This is a genomic window from Fictibacillus aquaticus (genome assembly GCF_002245695.1).
Classification (GTDB): Bacteria; Bacillota; Bacilli; order Bacillales; family Fictibacillaceae; genus Fictibacillus; species Fictibacillus aquaticus.
Genome location: NZ_NOII01000001.1, coordinates 1,160,942 through 1,175,458 on the forward strand (window position 1 = coordinate 1,160,942; position 14,517 = coordinate 1,175,458).

The window sequence follows — 14,517 nt, forward strand, 5'->3', positions numbered from 1 at the left end:
ACCGAATATGAAAATTAATCGTGTCAATTATTTATCCGGACCGAACTTGCACAGCTTTAAGCCTACTATCTGGATTGAACTCGACATCGAGGACCTGGAAGAAAAGCCTTCCAGCGCTATACCTGGATTCACTGACACTCTCCTTTCAATCATTCCAAGCTTGCACACACATACGTGTTCACGCGGTTATCCAGGCGGATTCGTTGAACGCCTGCATGAAGGCACTTGGATGGGGCACATTCTAGAGCATATCGCGCTTGAGATTCAGCACCTTGCCGGCATTAAAGTGAAACGCGGCAAGACCATCACGAGCAAGCAGAAGGGCATTTATTTCGTTACATATGATTACCGAGAACCTAAATCCGGCTATTACGCCTTTGAAGCGGCTATGGAAATCGTCACCGCTATTTTGAACGGCGACACGATCTATGCCGCACCATATATTGAAAAAACATCACAGCTATACCATGAATATAAACTTGGACCGAGCACAGAAGCCGTTTACGAAGCGGCACTCGCTCGCAAGATACCAGTCGAGCGTGTCGGCACAGACAGTTTTCTCCGCATCGGCACCGGCTCGAAGCAAAAATATGTACAGGCGACCATTTCAAGCCAGACATCGTATATGGCTGTTGAAAATGCTTGTGACAAAGACATGACGAAGCAGCTCCTTGCAGGCGCTGGAATCCCTGTCCCAGCTGGCGAGGTGATCACCACTGAACAAGAGCTTGTTGATGCGGGTATGCGGCTGGGCTTCCCTCTCGTTATCAAACCGCTCAATGGACGCCAGGGTAAGGATATCGTGACCAACATCAGAGATGAAGCCGAGCTGCTGAATGCTTTTCATTGCGTATACAGCGAAGGCGTTTCTTATATTATTGAACGTTATTACGAAGGAAATGATTACCGATTTTTTGTTGTCGACGGAAAATTAGTTGCGGCGAGCCTTCGCCTGCCGCCTATGGTAATTGGCGATGGAGTACGGACAATCGCTGAATTGATTGAAGAGGAGAATATGAATCCGCTCCGCGGAGATGGACATGAAAAAGCGATGACAAAAATACCTCTCGATGAGCGCACAGCTTGCCACCTCGAGCTGTCTGGATTTTCTCTCCACACTGTGCTGAAAGAAGGGCAGCGAATTGATGTGCTCGGGAACGCTAACCTGTCCACCGGCGGTTCTGCCATCGATGTGACAGACATCGTGCACCGGACATACCGTGACATCGCCGTTTCAGCAGCTCATGCAGTCGGGCTCGATATTGCGGGAATCGACTTGATCTCAAACGACGTGTCTGCACCATATAAAGCCGGCAGCGGAGCGGTTTTAGAGGTTAACGCAGCTCCAGGCATCCGCATGCATCTCTACCCTTCTGCAGGTGAGGCAAGAGATGCTGGCGGGGCGATTGTGGATTATCTGTTTTCTTCAAGAGAAGAAGCCGCCATTCCGGTCGTAGCGGTCACCGGCACGAATGGAAAAACAACTGTCACAAGACTCACCGCCCACCTTCTTCAAAAAGAAGGCTTAAATATAGGAATGACAAACTCTGATGGGGTTTGGCTGAATGACAATCAGATCGATTCTGGTGATTGCAGCGGACCAAAGTCGGCGAGGAAAGTGCTGTCTCATCCGTCCACTGATATTGCTGTACTTGAAACAGCAAGGGGCGGCCTGCTTCGTGAAGGTCTAGCTTTCCGTTATTGCGACGTTGGCATTGTCACAAACGTGTCGGAGGACCATCTTGGCCAAAACGGAATCGAGACTCTAGAAGATTTGCAAAAGTTAAAGCGCACTATCCCTGAAGTTGTACTGTCTGAAGGGCATTGTGTATTAAACGCGGACGATCTCGGCTGTGCGGCTATGGCTGAGCATACAGAAGGCAAAATTATTTACTTTTCATTATACGAGGATAATCCGCTCATTATCGATGCAATTGAAAACGGTGACACCGTATGGTACGTGAAGGATGACTGGGTGATGATGGCGGAATTAGGAAAAGTTGTGCGCTTCCTCCCTGTATCACATATTCCGATTACCATTGGCGGAGCTGCGCGCCATAATATCGCTAACTCTCTCGCCGCACTCGCCGCTGCTCACTCGCTTGGCCGCAGCCTTGCCGAACTGCGCAGCAAGATCATTACGTTCCAGCCTTCTATGGAACAGAGCCGGGGACGCTTCAACATGGAGCATGCGAATGGACGAACGGTAATCATCGATTATGCACATAATCCAGCAGGAATGAATGCTATTTTTGAAACGATTGCTTCTCTTCCTAAAAACAGGATCATTGTCGCAGCATCAGCCGCAGGCGACCGGCCTGACGACACGATTTTCCAAATGGGACGAATTATAGGAGAATCTGCGGATGTGTTCATTGCCAAACAGGATCGAACCCTGCGCGGGCGCAAGTCAGGTGAATCAATTAGGCTATTGCAGGATGGGGCACTCTCATCCGGAAGAGATCTGGAACTATACGCGCTTATGTCTGAAAAAGACGCCTTCGAACAAGCGGTAACTCTCTCTGAACCAGGTGACCTGCTGCTGTTTTTCTATGATGATTTCAGTTTGGCAGAGGAAGCTGTGGAAAACCTAAAATATCCCTACAGTCAAACCGCAGCCTTAATTACGCCATAAAAAATAAAGATTAAAAATGCTGTGATCTCCTTTTGCATTTTCAGCACAAAAAAAGCCGCATTTCGCGGCTTTTATCTCATCACTTCATGAGCGCAGTTATGGCTTCTGTGGCGTCCTGTATCTTAGCATATTGCTCGCGATGGCTCGTTGCTGTGCAAAAAATACTGAAGGTTTGATGGGTCTTGGAGTAGCTGAGTGTGAACAGCTCTTGATTTTCATGGCTGAACGTATGCGTCACTTCTGATTCCGCATAAGGGCTTGTCTGCAATTCTGCCAGAATAAATACAATGCTTTGCTGGTTCATACTGTAACCCCTTTCCATTATAGGGGGGCTTCAACGTACAAAGAACCCAAATAATATTATATTTACTGCTTCACCATAACAAATTTTCCCTAAAATAGATAGGGCACCATCCTTTAAAAAAGCCGTGAACCCTCTGCTGAAAGGGGCTCACGGCTTTGTAAATTATTTGTTGACGATAGCATTTTGGACGATTTTCTTCATACTCTGAATTTGGCCAAGATGATTCGCTTCATGAAAAGCAGCCATATTCGCCAGCTCCCCAAAAGTTTCAAGCCCAAGAAAAGGCTTTGTAAGCACTTGGTTATATGCTTCTGACGGAATCTGCTGCAGTCTATCCACCTGATTCTTCAGATGTTCGACAAGCTCTGAAAGGGAAGGCACTTCCCCGCTCCACTCGGACGGTCTTGTTCCTTTTCCAAATAGATCTAGATATTTTTCGGGCAGATAAGACGATTTCTTTGGAAAGCCCATCATGAATTGCTCAGTTACAGTCAGAACATGACCGATCTGCCAGCGAATCGTGTTATTGAATCCTTCTGGCTGAACATCCAGTATGCCTTCATCGAGCCCATCTACATTTCTCAGAAAAAATCGGCGTGTCATTTCAAAGTTTTTCAAAGTAAATTCGTTCATCATCATCCTCCTAAAAGTATGATTCTTACTTTCTTATTTTACAGCAGCTTTAATTAAAAAGCGATTTCGAGCCGCTTTGTTGTCTCAAGCTGCAGCACCTCGACTTTTTCAAACAGTATTGGCTGCTTAAACAACGGTCCATCATACACATAAGTGTGATATTCACCAGCCTCCCCCATAGGGCAAACCTTTTCTCTCGCAATATCTTGCAAAAAAGATTTATCAAGTTCGCGCCCCAGCCAATCCTCAGACAGTTTGTCGTCACGGACTCGGATGACTGCTGCCTTGTAGCCTGATTCAATAAATGTCTGTAAAGCGGAAAACGCCTCATCCTCCTTCATCCATAACGGATAAAGCGCACTGATGTCCGCTTCATCTACGGCCTTTTCTCCCCACTCGCGGTGTTCAGTCAAGTAAAGATCACCGAACGCTATCGCTTCTAATTCATATTTTTGTTTTAAAACGTTCAACCGTTCCACATAGTCAGTCGTGTATGTTTCAAACGTGCAGCTGACGAACTCTAGCGGTATACCGAGTGCATCCGCCTGGCGTTGTATTGCTTCTATTCTCTCACCGTGCCCGAACGTCCGGTTGATGTCTGCCGGGACAGTTGTGATCAGACACGCGGCCTTATGCCCGGATTTAACCAGCTTGTCAAGCATCATACAGCTATCCTTACCGCCGCTCCAAGATATTGCTGTAATCATCGTTATCCCGCCTTTACCTTTTAATCTTATAACGGTTCACCGGCCGTCCCACTCCGCCATATGTCATATGAATCGTGATGTTGCCTGTTTTCTCGAGATGATCCAGATAACGCCGTGCTGTCACTCTGGCGAGTCCGATTCCTTCCGCTACCTCTTCTGCAGAAACTTCATCGCTCTGCGCTTTTAAATAACTTAAGATTTTGTTCAGCGTTACACCGTTCAACCCTTTCGGCAGCTCTTCTTCGTCGCTTTTTTTCTCGGCCTTTTGCGAAGGCTGAAACATCATCTTATCGAGCTCTGTCTGTGTAAAATGACCGCTGCTGCCGGTCTCCTCGCGATATGCTCTATATTTCAAAAGCGCCTGCTGAATCCTTTCGAACTTAAACGGCTTCATGATGTAATCAAACGCACCATTCTGCAGGAATAAGCGCACGGTCTCCATGTCGCTAGCGGCAGTAATCGCAATAATATCGGTGTCTATTCCTTCACTCCGAATTTGACGCAGCGTCTCAAGTCCGTCCTGTTCAGGCATATACATATCAATGATGACCAAGTCCGGCTGCACTTCACGAATCTTACGCATTCCTTCTCTGCCGTTCGAAGCGATCGCCGCCACTGAAAAGCCGTCCACTTTCTCTACAAACATCCGGTTCACGTCCTGTACCATAAGATCGTCCTCGATCAGTACCACTTTCAGCATTTTTTCACTCCTCCACCCGGAACAACACAACAAATGTTGAACCTTGCCCCGGCTTCGACTCTACTTCCAGTTCTCCTTTACCTTTTGCTGCAATGTTTTGCACGAGATACAAACCGATGCCGCGTCCTTCATCCGCTTTCGTCGAATATCCTTGCTCAAAAATTTGCGGCACATCGCTCTGTTCTATGCCTGCTCCGTTATCTTCTACTAAAATCGTAAATTGTTTTTCCGTCTGTACGACGCTGACGTATATTTCTTTTTCCAGAATGTCGACACAATTAAACGAATCAAACGCGTTTTCGATCAAATTGCCAAGTATGATCACAACATCATGATGATCGAGACATCTAGGCAGTCTCTCTAATCGGCTGTTTCGGTCAATATGGACCACGATGCCGAGCTCTTTACCGCGGCTTACCTTACTTAGAAGCAGACCAGCAATGCTGTCATCTTTCAAATTAGCTGTCAAAAACCTAGTCAGCTCTTCCTGTTCTTCTGTTACGGCAAACACATAATCAAGCGCCTTATCACGGCTGCCAAGCTGGATGAGTCCCGCAATCGTATGCAGTTTATTCATGTGCTCATGGTTCTGCACGCGAAGAGCATTGACAAACGCTTTTACCCCTGTCAGCTCTTCAGCCATCTGTTTCACTTCAGTCCGGTCCTGGAAAATCGCTACCGCTCCGACTGTTACCCCGTTTACCTTGATCGGAACACGGTTGCTCATAATGTTCAAGCTGCCGAGCTGAAGCTCTTTATTATAGATCGGCCGGTTAATCCGGAGTATCTCCGGCAGATACGTGTCCGGAATGACCTCTCGAATCAGTCTGCCAGTCACATCCCCGCTCACTCCAATCATCTGCTTCGCTTTTTCATTAAAAATAGTAATCCGCTCATTCGTATCAATGGCGATTACACCCTCGTGCATCGCGTTGAATGTTTCTGTCCGCTCAACAAACAGCCGGGCGATTTCGTGCGGTTCGAGCGAGAACATCTGGCGTCTTACATGGCGGGCGAGCAGCCATGCGCCCCATCCTCCGAAAAAGAGTGAAAGTGCACCCGTCAGCCAGATTTCTGTTTTCACATCTGATAGGACTTCCCATAAACTCGGCAGCCTGTATCCTGTAATCACGACACCGATTTGTTCATGTGAGGTGCCTATGATTGGCTCGAACGCTCTGATCATCGTGCCGACCTCGCCTTTGGCGGCAGTGGTGTATGAGTGCTCGGCGAAAGCTGCACCTTCATCACTGCCTTCTGAAATGGTACCGATCTGTTTTTTTACCGGATGCGACAAACGCACACGGTTCATATCCAGCACTACGATATAATCGGCATTATTGACGATCCGGATTCGCTCCACTATGCCATTAATTCTTTCTCTGTCACGCTCGCTGCCTGTGATCAGCTGGCGCAGCTCGGGCAGTTCAGCGACGGTTCTCGAAGTCAGCCTGCCTCTTTCCTCGAGGTCGCTTTCTTTCTCGCTCATCGTGTTTCCGAACAGAACCATTCCGCCGAGAAGCAGCGAAAATCCAATGATAAAGAAAATCAGTGCGGTGATTTTTGTATGAATAGAAAAGTAGTTCATCTTTATGACGCTCCTCTTGTAAGCGCTAACGTTTAACATTGTATTTGTTCTGTCTCCATCGTACACTAACACTAACCTAATTTGTAAAGATGAGTGTGGTGGCAGTATGAGGTATTTTATCGCAGCAAGCGCCGTGACCGTTTTCGGACTCTTGGCATTTCTGCTGTTTCAATCCGGCATCAGCGAAAAAGAAATGCCGCATGACGATGAACAGGCAGGTTTGAAAGATCAGATTGTGATTCATTTCAGCCATGTCGTAGCCGAAAACACCCCTAAAGGTCTGACCGCGCAAAAATTCGCCGACCTTGTCGAGGATAAAACGGATGGCCGCATCAAGGTGCTCGTTTATCCGAACAGTATCATGTACAGTGACGGCGAGGAACTCGATGCCTTAAAGAATAACGAGGTTCAGATGATCGCCCCCTCCTTTTCCAAGCTACAGAAACTGGAGGTGCTCGATCTTCCCTTTTTGTTCCGTAACGACGAGCATGTCCGCTCTGTTTTTACTGGTCCGGTCGGAAAAAAACTGCTGCAGAGGGTGCAGACGAGTCATATTAAACCGATGGCACTATGGAGCAACGGCTTCAAACAAGTTACGCATAACAAAAAACACCTTGTTTCACCTGCCGATTTCAAAAATGAACGGATTCGGATCCAGCCGAGCAGTCTAATACAGATGCAATATGAAGAACTTGGTGCCCAGCCTGTTCCTATTTCGTTCAATGATGTTTACCAGTCGCTCGAGGCGAACCGGATTGACGGCCAGGAAAATACCGTGTCCAACTTTTATTCAAAACGCTTTTATAAACTGCAAAAATATATGACCATCAGCAATCACGGGATACTCGGCTACGCCGTCCTCATGAACGGTTCTGTCTGGAAAAAGCTGAGTCCGCATGATCAAAGCATTTTGTCGGCAGCGATGGAAGAAGCGACCCAATGGAACGTCCAGCAGTCACAGAAAATGAACTCAAGCCAGCTGCAGGAGCTGCAGAATTCAGGAGAGATGTCATTTTATCGGCTGTCTGTAAAGCAAAAAGATGATTGGAAAAAGGCGTTCAAAGAGGTCTATGATCAGGCGGAGAGAGAAATTGAAGCCGATTTAATTCATGCTATTAAAGTGGCTGAAAACGGCATCCATTAAAAATCATTTTTCACTATTTTCTGTGTGAACTTGCTTATTCTAATTATTGATGTTAGTATAAAGAAGAATTATTTTTGTTCGGGTATGTAACAATAATACAAGTGATGAATAGCTTTAATGCTTTCTATTGCGATGAGCAAGAATAGTATTATAACGTGCGATCTCGCACAAAATAGGAGGCAATACACATGGAACACGGAAAAGTTAAGTGGTTCAACGCAGAAAAAGGTTTCGGATTTATCGAAGTTGAAGGTGGAGACGATGTATTCGTACACTTCTCAGCTATCCAATCTGAAGGCTTCAAGTCTTTAGACGAAGGTCAAGAAGTTACTTTTGAAGTAGAACAAGGTCAACGCGGACCTCAAGCTACTAACGTACAAAAGGTTTAATTGACCTTTTAAAAAAACCAGCCATCCCTCGGGGCGGCTGGTTTTTTGTGGTTTATATATGTATGTGGGGTACGGTACCTTTTGGTACCGTACCCCACATAGTTCTTTATGCTAATAAACAGGAGAAGACGCTAATAAAATACCGTTTATGCAAATAAAAATTCCGGCTGCAAACAAATTTTTATTTCTGCAAATAAATGCTTTAGATTCGCAAATAAATAGCGAAGTATCGCAAATAAGACCTTGAAAATCGCAAACAAATCTCTGTTATGCAGTCTGGAAGCGTCCAGTATTCTTGAAAATTGTATAAATAAGCCCTCTTCAATCCAGAACAGGGCTTTTACATATCACTTTCATCACAGCCTACCAAAAATCTATGCCTCTGCAATCTCCCACGGATGTTTCATCAACGCCCTCAGCAAAACTAAGAATACAATTTCCATCACAACTGCCGCAATGATCAGAACGATGGAGACGGCGGTCAGCCAATCACCGGACATGTTCATAAGGAACGATTCGGCGATCGTGACCGGAAGCAATACAGCCATATAAGTATTAAATGTGGACGCAACTCGTTTTTTGAGTTCTGATTGTCCATGCCGTATAGCAATCTCCAATACCATTCTGAAGACGTGGAACACAAGAACAAGTTTCAGCAAGCTTAACGCTGTTCCGTAAAGCTGCACAAGCATTGCCGGCTGCTCTCCTGCGTTGTTCCACATAAAAACTGATGGAATGGATAAAAAGATAAGGCCAGCTGCTATCCATTTCGCCCTCTTGCCATCACCGCTTCCGTCCATCAGTAGTATCTTGATTCCTTGAAAAATGAGAAAATACCCAAGTGGATCAGGAAGGATATCTACATTTACAATGTGGATTTTCAAGAATACTAATAAAAATCCCCAAAAAATCTTATGAAAGCCTGCGCTCATTTTTCTTCACCTCTTTCTCTTGGCTGCGATAATCTTTTCGGCTGTTTCTTCATTTATCACCTTATCTTTAATGATTCGGAAAGGTACGTCGAATGGCTTTCCTTTTTGATCTACACCTTTTACATGAAACGATAAATCAAGCATTAAGCCGGTAGCATCTTTTAGATTTATAAAAAAGCCCATTCGTTCTCCTTTTTTTACCTCAATAGGCTCTGGCAGCTGCATCAAGTTTCCTTCATTATTTACATTATATTTGTATTGTTTATGATTTATTTTAATTTGTGCTTTTTCGTTTACCTTAGGAAATGGAGAAGCAATACTTTGCAGCACAGCATTTTGACTCGCAATAAAGCTAATCCTGTGCATCATGCTGTCTAAGTTCTCACCTTGTGAACGAGAAACAGCGATATGATCTCCCTCTTCGTTTAAAAGAATCTTAACTTCTCCAATTTCGGCAGTGCGCATTTTTCCGTTGCTGAGAAACTTTATTTTATTAAAACGAGTTAATCCTTTGTCATTTATATTGTCTTCATACACTTCTTTGATTGGAATGGAGACATACTTTAAAACATAATGATCGAACTTTTTCATCACAGTGGGTGCTCGTTCATTCATGACAAACTTCGTACGATTTTCTTCATCATCAATTAACGTCACATTTTGTAAAGAAGTTTCATCATCTTCATTCGCTAAAAACCAAAGAGTAAAATACCCTTCTGCATCACGCTCTTTGGAGAATTCATAATAATGATCAAGGAAAACAGGATACTCTAGCTTATGTGCTCTTTCTACGGTTTTCATGTATGCCGTATTCCCTGCCCAGCTTAAAACAGCCACGACTATAATGGTGTAAAAGATGAATGGCTTCTTCATGTTTGACTCTCCCCCTTATATTCACAATACCATAAAAAGGAAAACGTAAATATAGAAAAAACGCGGCTGATATTTCGCCGCGCTTGATTATTTGGTCTTTCTGCTTTTCAGTGCAATAATGCTTTGAACGTCTTTCTCACTTAGATAAGGGGAAAACTGTACGTACATAAAGCTTTCCACATTTTCACCGTCCTCTGTAGTCCCTTCTATTTTTAGTTCATATTTCTGAAATGCCATTTCTTTCTTTCCCTTTTGTACATACAGTCCAAGCCATTCATTTTTCTTCATCTGCATAGGATACAGCACATCGTTTTTATCTTTTCCAGGCACCTTGTTCCATTCAGTTTTTAATAATATTCTAAGTGGGTTTTGAATGTTTTCACTTTGCTTGTGGATGTGATGCACTTTTATCTTTGTATCATTTTCAAGTGACAGAAATGGACTTGATATTTCTTTTATACTAAGATTATCAATAATTCTTACCTTAAGAACATCTCTTTGTTGGTTTGATCCGCTGCCTTTAAATTCAAACGCTTTTGTTGAAATAGTCCGTGGCTGTGCATTAATCTTTACCATGCCAATCGGAACCGTCTGTCTGCTGCCGTTTTCATAATGAACAGTAATATTTTCGAACTGCCAAGTACCATTTTTGTATTTTTCAGCAGGTACACTAGGTAAATACACCAAAATAGTTTTCAAATTTTGATGCTGAAACTCTTGTACCACCTTTTCTTGAGAATCCCTGTCTGGTTCATTATAGTTATATGCCTCTACTCCATCTAACTCTACGCTTTGAATTTCAGTATCATCGAACTTATTTGTTATAAAATAAAACGCCAAAAACCTGGCACTGTCAAAATCCATTTCATAATAATGATCCAGAAATACCGGTTTCTCCAGCTGCGCTGCTTCGAAATATGTATAGTTCCCCGCCCAAATTATTACAGCAGCCATTATGGCGATATAAAAATGCTTCGGTTTCAACCTCAACATCTCCCCTCTTACTAAACATACCATAAAAAGGAAATAAGAGAACATAAAAAAACGCGGCTCACTTTACCGCGTTTCATTTCCATTCAACTCAAAATGGCGTTCCTCAATTTTAAAGATCTCCAGATCATAAAACCATACTCATCCTCGTCAAATAACTGCAGTACTTTTTGAAAAAGTTCCTCTATTAGACTGTTGAACTCACTGATTTTCATTGTAGGTTTATCTCCTCAATATCTCTAATTGAGTACGTATGATTTTCTGCAGCACCCTCTTTTCATCAATCGACACGTTCTCCGAAAGCCTTGCAGCCGCTACAGGCAACAGCCACTTGCGAATCCATTCACCCGATTCCTTGCCATGTTCTTTTATATAAAACCGAAGATAATAAGCACTTAGCAATCTGCGAAAAATAGTTTGAAGACTCGTTTTTTCCGGCAATCCTCCATACCTCAGCAGCAGGAAGGTTCTTGCCACATCAGCCAATGGATTTCCAGAAGTGGCATCGTTCCAGTCGATGATGACCGGACCATTATCACCTATCAGAATATTGTCTGGATGGAAATCTCCATGACACAGCTGATTTCCTTTAGGCAGCTCCTTCAGAAGATTAACTAGTTCTCTCTTATCTTCATCAAGCAGCATGTCAGTATGTTGAATATCATGCCTTAGTTTAAACTTTTGTGAAGCGAGTGGCAGGCCCGATACTCGATGCACCTCTGCATGCAGTTTCGTCATCATCTCCAACATTTTGAACAGCCGTAATGGATTTTTCATTAATTGTACTTTAAGTGAGTTACCTATTATCCTCTCAAAGACAATCGCCGTTTTTCCTTCAAACTCTATCAGGTCATACACTTTCGGAGCGGCCTGCCCGCTGTCGTAAATACTGCAGCTGATTTTCCATTCCTGTTCTATGTAATAGGGCTGTACCCAATCATGAAAAACCTTTATCGCTCTGTCCCCATATTCAAATACATCAGCTGTATTGCCTTTTCCAATCAGCCTGCCAATTGAATCGGCCACTTCAGTTCACTTCCCTAAACACATACTCCCTGTAAATAACAAAACCATTCTTCTCATAAAATCGCTTTGCTTTTGTATTATCATTCCAGTAATCAAGCTCGACTTTGTTGATGCCGCGCTCTCTGGCCAACTCATCAATATGTTCCAGCATTCGAGTACCGTACCCCATGTTCCTTTTTGTGCTGTTGATGCTGATCTGATGGATCATGAGCATGTCATATGCGTGCTTGAACGCGTTTTCCGGGAAATGCTTAATTTCGATCCAGGCGTACCCGACTGGCTCCCCTTCATCCTCTGCCACTAGCATTTTATGGTTTGGCTTCTCTATAAGACTTTCAAAAAAATGCTGGATTGGTTCTTGCTCGAATGGCTTAAAATGCGCCGGATTCATCTTCACATGCACATCCTGGACGTGTCTGTTTAATGACGCGATGAGTGCAGCGTCTTTTGTTTCTCTAATGATCATGTTGTCTCCCCCTTATATCTTTCTTACATATACGCTCCTTTACTGACTTTTCCTCTTTTTACAATTGACCAAAAAGACCAAAAAGAACAGTATCACCATAAACTGTTTGTTTTCGGAAATGTCAGATAATATATGAGTTATATTGAAAGCGCTGTCAAAATAGAAAGGAGCTACGAAAATGAGGATTAATTTCAGAAATCTTACCGTTCAAGTTGTCATCGGCATCCTGCTCGGAATTGCAGTCGGATTTACGTTTCCGGCTTTCGGGACCGAGCTCAAGGTTTTAGCTGACGTTTTTATTAAAATGATAAAAATGGTTATTGCACCAATCATCTTCTTTACCGTCGTTATCGGAATCGGAAGCATGGGAGACATGAAGAAGGTCGGACGGATCGGCGGCAAGGCGCTGCTTTATTTCGAGTTCATCACAACATTTGCTCTCGCTATCGGACTATTAGTCGTTAACTTCCTGCAGCCTGGAAAGGGATTTGATACTTCGGCTGCGAAAGGCGGCGATGTTTCTGAGTTTACAAAACAGGCGGCAGAAACAAGCCATGGTGCTGTTGATTTCTTGGTTAGCATCGTGCCGGAAAATGTAGTTGGCGCTCTAGCTGAAGGCCAGCTGCTTCCAATCTTGTTCTTCGCTGTTCTTTTTGGTCTTGCTGCTGCTTCTCTTGGTGAAAAAGCAAAGCCTACCATAAAGATGTTTGAGAACCTTACTGAGATTTTCTTTAAAGTGGTAAACATGATCATGAAGGTCTCTCCAATCGCAGCATTCGGTGCGATGGCGTTCACGATTGGAAAATTCGGTGTTGGTTCACTCGTTTCACTTGGTCAGCTCATGGCTGCCGTTTACACAACGATGTTTTTGTTTATCGTACTCGTGCTTGGAGCGGTGGCAAAATACTATGGCTTCAGTATTTTTAAATTCATCGCGTACATTAAAGAAGAAATTTTGCTCGTACTCGGAACTTCTTCCTCTGAATCGGCTCTTCCTAAAATGATGGAAAAGCTCGAAAAGTACGGCTGTTCTAAGTCGGTTGTCGGGCTAGTTATTCCTACTGGCTACTCATTTAACCTTGACGGAACTTCCATTTACTTGTCGATGGCAGCAATGTTCATTGCACAGGCGTACGGCGTAGACTTGTCGATCTGGCAACAGCTTACTTTACTCGGTATCTTGATGCTGACAAGTAAAGGTGCAGCAGGCATCACAGGTTCAGGATTTATTACACTTGCTGCAACATTGGCTGCATTCCCGATGATTCCAGTTGAAGGAATGGCGCTACTGATCGGTGTCGACCGTTTCATGTCTGAGGCTCGTGCTATTACGAACTTGATCGGAAACGGTGTGGCAACAGTTGTTGTTTCGAAGAGTGAAAATGAATTTCATCCGAACGAGCACTCGCTCGCGGTGGAGAATACACGCTATCCGATCGCGAAATAACAATAAGAACGACCAGAGTAAATTTCTCTGGCCGTTCTTTTATTTATTCGTTATAATCCCATCACTAAATGAGATGTTTTGAACGTGAGTGATGCCAAACTTTTTATAGGTAATCTTCACTGATTTAATATCTTGGTTCCAGTCTTTATCTACTAGTTCAACACGCAGCACTAAAGAAAAATCACCATCTGCCTTATACCCTCTCACAGGAAGAAGGTTATCATATAGTCCTTCTTTAATCACTTCTTCTTCACTGACAGCACCGAAATTCGTCTTATTAATAAAAAGTCTGATCAGAATTTGCTTATCATCTTTTGCCACAATGGTATTATCAGTCTTTATCAATTCAGCCTTCTGAAGTACTGGAGCGCCAAGTCCTTCCCACTTTAAATCATACCCGATGTAAACAGCTTTTTCTTTTTGGAGAGTTTCTATGTCAACTGTAGTATGACTCCGCTTTGTAAATTTACCCTCGTTGCTAACATACTGAAATGTCCATACGGCACCAAAGACAACGGCTAAAATAATCGACCACTTCAAAAGGCGTATTTTCATATTAGTCTCACCCATACCCTCTTTTCGTTTTCATTAAAGAAACTCATCTTATAACTATGTATTCTAGTAATGTGTGATGTAATCCTATCCGCTTGAAAAAAGAAAAGACCTCCTGCATTCAGGAGGTT

General features: G+C 43.6%; 15 protein-coding genes. 4 read left to right on the plus strand and 11 right to left on the minus strand.

Going from position 1 to position 14,517, the window contains the following annotated elements:
* The first annotated feature begins 7 nt into the window (after positions 1-7).
* The gene (cphA, locus tag CGZ90_RS06060; protein WP_094251411.1) at positions 8-2,635 is read left to right on the plus strand and encodes a cyanophycin synthetase; all 2,628 of its coding nucleotides are present in this window, start codon (positions 8-10) and stop codon (positions 2,633-2,635) included.
* A gap of 79 nt (positions 2,636-2,714) precedes the next feature.
* On the opposite strand, the gene CGZ90_RS06065 is transcribed toward cphA, so the two are convergent.
* From CGZ90_RS06065 to CGZ90_RS06085, 5 genes are all read right to left on the minus strand, one after another.
* Entirely contained in the window at positions 2,715-2,939 is a 225-nt protein-coding gene (locus CGZ90_RS06065) for a hypothetical protein (RefSeq protein WP_094251412.1), read from the minus strand.
* A 162-nt stretch (positions 2,940-3,101) separates the two neighbouring features.
* Positions 3,102-3,572 (minus strand): DinB family protein, encoded by a 471-nt coding sequence (locus tag CGZ90_RS06070; protein ID WP_094251413.1) that lies wholly within the window; start codon positions 3,570-3,572, stop codon positions 3,102-3,104.
* A 53-nt stretch (positions 3,573-3,625) separates the two neighbouring features.
* Positions 3,626-4,279, minus strand: coding sequence for a Dph6-related ATP pyrophosphatase (locus CGZ90_RS06075; RefSeq protein WP_094251414.1), 654 nt, complete (start codon positions 4,277-4,279; stop codon positions 3,626-3,628).
* A gap of 13 nt (positions 4,280-4,292) precedes the next feature.
* On the minus strand, positions 4,293-4,979 hold the full coding sequence (locus tag CGZ90_RS06080) for a response regulator (protein WP_094251415.1): 687 nt from the start codon (positions 4,977-4,979) through the stop codon (positions 4,293-4,295).
* 4 nt (positions 4,980-4,983) lie between these two features.
* Entirely contained in the window at positions 4,984-6,567 is a 1,584-nt protein-coding gene (locus CGZ90_RS06085) for an ATP-binding protein (protein WP_094251416.1), read from the minus strand.
* A 106-nt stretch (positions 6,568-6,673) separates the two neighbouring features.
* On the opposite strand from CGZ90_RS06085, the gene CGZ90_RS06090 reads away from it, so the two are divergent.
* Positions 6,674-7,711, plus strand: coding sequence for a DctP family TRAP transporter solute-binding subunit (locus CGZ90_RS06090; protein WP_094251417.1), 1,038 nt, complete (start codon positions 6,674-6,676; stop codon positions 7,709-7,711).
* Between the two features lie 188 nt (positions 7,712-7,899).
* Positions 7,900-8,100: a cold-shock protein gene (locus CGZ90_RS06095; protein WP_094251418.1), complete on the plus strand. Its 201-nt coding sequence runs from the start codon at positions 7,900-7,902 to the stop codon at positions 8,098-8,100.
* A 374-nt stretch (positions 8,101-8,474) separates the two neighbouring features.
* Here CGZ90_RS06095 and CGZ90_RS06100 read toward each other — a convergent pair whose 3' ends face one another.
* From CGZ90_RS06100 to CGZ90_RS06120, 5 genes are all read right to left on the minus strand, one after another.
* The gene (locus CGZ90_RS06100; RefSeq protein WP_094251419.1) at positions 8,475-9,032 is read right to left on the minus strand and encodes a hypothetical protein; all 558 of its coding nucleotides are present in this window, start codon (positions 9,030-9,032) and stop codon (positions 8,475-8,477) included.
* Positions 9,033-9,038: 6 nt separating this feature from the next.
* Entirely contained in the window at positions 9,039-9,833 is a 795-nt protein-coding gene (locus CGZ90_RS06105) for a hypothetical protein (protein ID WP_133063556.1), read from the minus strand.
* Between the two features lie 159 nt (positions 9,834-9,992).
* Positions 9,993-10,889 (minus strand): hypothetical protein, encoded by an 897-nt coding sequence (locus CGZ90_RS06110; RefSeq protein WP_133063557.1) that lies wholly within the window; start codon positions 10,887-10,889, stop codon positions 9,993-9,995.
* Positions 10,890-11,117: 228 nt separating this feature from the next.
* Positions 11,118-11,921, minus strand: coding sequence for a phosphotransferase (locus CGZ90_RS06115; protein WP_094251422.1), 804 nt, complete (start codon positions 11,919-11,921; stop codon positions 11,118-11,120).
* Between the two features lies 1 nt (position 11,922).
* The gene (locus CGZ90_RS06120; protein WP_094251423.1) at positions 11,923-12,387 is read right to left on the minus strand and encodes a GNAT family N-acetyltransferase; all 465 of its coding nucleotides are present in this window, start codon (positions 12,385-12,387) and stop codon (positions 11,923-11,925) included.
* A gap of 178 nt (positions 12,388-12,565) precedes the next feature.
* Between CGZ90_RS06120 and CGZ90_RS06125 the strand changes: the two genes are divergently transcribed.
* Positions 12,566-13,834, plus strand: a complete 1,269-nt coding sequence (locus tag CGZ90_RS06125) for a dicarboxylate/amino acid:cation symporter (RefSeq protein ID WP_094251424.1) — start codon at positions 12,566-12,568, stop codon at positions 13,832-13,834.
* A 39-nt stretch (positions 13,835-13,873) separates the two neighbouring features.
* On the opposite strand, the gene CGZ90_RS06130 is transcribed toward CGZ90_RS06125, so the two are convergent.
* The gene (locus CGZ90_RS06130; RefSeq protein WP_094251425.1) at positions 13,874-14,389 is read right to left on the minus strand and encodes a hypothetical protein; all 516 of its coding nucleotides are present in this window, start codon (positions 14,387-14,389) and stop codon (positions 13,874-13,876) included.
* Positions 14,390-14,517 lie beyond the last annotated feature (128 nt).

What these genes read in the sequence shown, in the direction of transcription:
- cphA (WP_094251411.1), top strand. Translation starts at nt 8, where the DNA reads ATGAAAATTAATCGTGTCAATTATTTATCCGGACCGAACTTGCACAGC.
- CGZ90_RS06095 (WP_094251418.1), top strand. Translation starts at nt 7,900, where the DNA reads ATGGAACACGGAAAAGTTAAGTGGTTCAACGCAGAAAAAGGTTTCGGA.
- CGZ90_RS06070 (WP_094251413.1), bottom strand. Translation starts at nt 3,572, where the DNA reads ATGAACGAATTTACTTTGAAAAACTTTGAAATGACACGCCGATTTTTT.
- CGZ90_RS06085 (WP_094251416.1), bottom strand. Translation starts at nt 6,567, where the DNA reads ATGAACTACTTTTCTATTCATACAAAAATCACCGCACTGATTTTCTTT.
- CGZ90_RS06120 (WP_094251423.1), bottom strand. Translation starts at nt 12,387, where the DNA reads ATGATCATTAGAGAAACAAAAGACGCTGCACTCATCGCGTCATTAAAC.
- CGZ90_RS06075 (WP_094251414.1), bottom strand. Translation starts at nt 4,279, where the DNA reads ATGATTACAGCAATATCTTGGAGCGGCGGTAAGGATAGCTGTATGATG.
- CGZ90_RS06100 (WP_094251419.1), bottom strand. Translation starts at nt 9,032, where the DNA reads ATGAGCGCAGGCTTTCATAAGATTTTTTGGGGATTTTTATTAGTATTC.
- CGZ90_RS06090 (WP_094251417.1), top strand. Translation starts at nt 6,674, where the DNA reads ATGAGGTATTTTATCGCAGCAAGCGCCGTGACCGTTTTCGGACTCTTG.
- CGZ90_RS06105 (WP_133063556.1), bottom strand. Translation starts at nt 9,833, where the DNA reads ATGAAAACCGTAGAAAGAGCACATAAGCTAGAGTATCCTGTTTTCCTT.
- CGZ90_RS06080 (WP_094251415.1), bottom strand. Translation starts at nt 4,979, where the DNA reads ATGCTGAAAGTGGTACTGATCGAGGACGATCTTATGGTACAGGACGTG.
- CGZ90_RS06065 (WP_094251412.1), bottom strand. Translation starts at nt 2,939, where the DNA reads ATGAACCAGCAAAGCATTGTATTTATTCTGGCAGAATTGCAGACAAGC.
- CGZ90_RS06125 (WP_094251424.1), top strand. Translation starts at nt 12,566, where the DNA reads ATGAGGATTAATTTCAGAAATCTTACCGTTCAAGTTGTCATCGGCATC.
- CGZ90_RS06130 (WP_094251425.1), bottom strand. Translation starts at nt 14,389, where the DNA reads ATGAAAATACGCCTTTTGAAGTGGTCGATTATTTTAGCCGTTGTCTTT.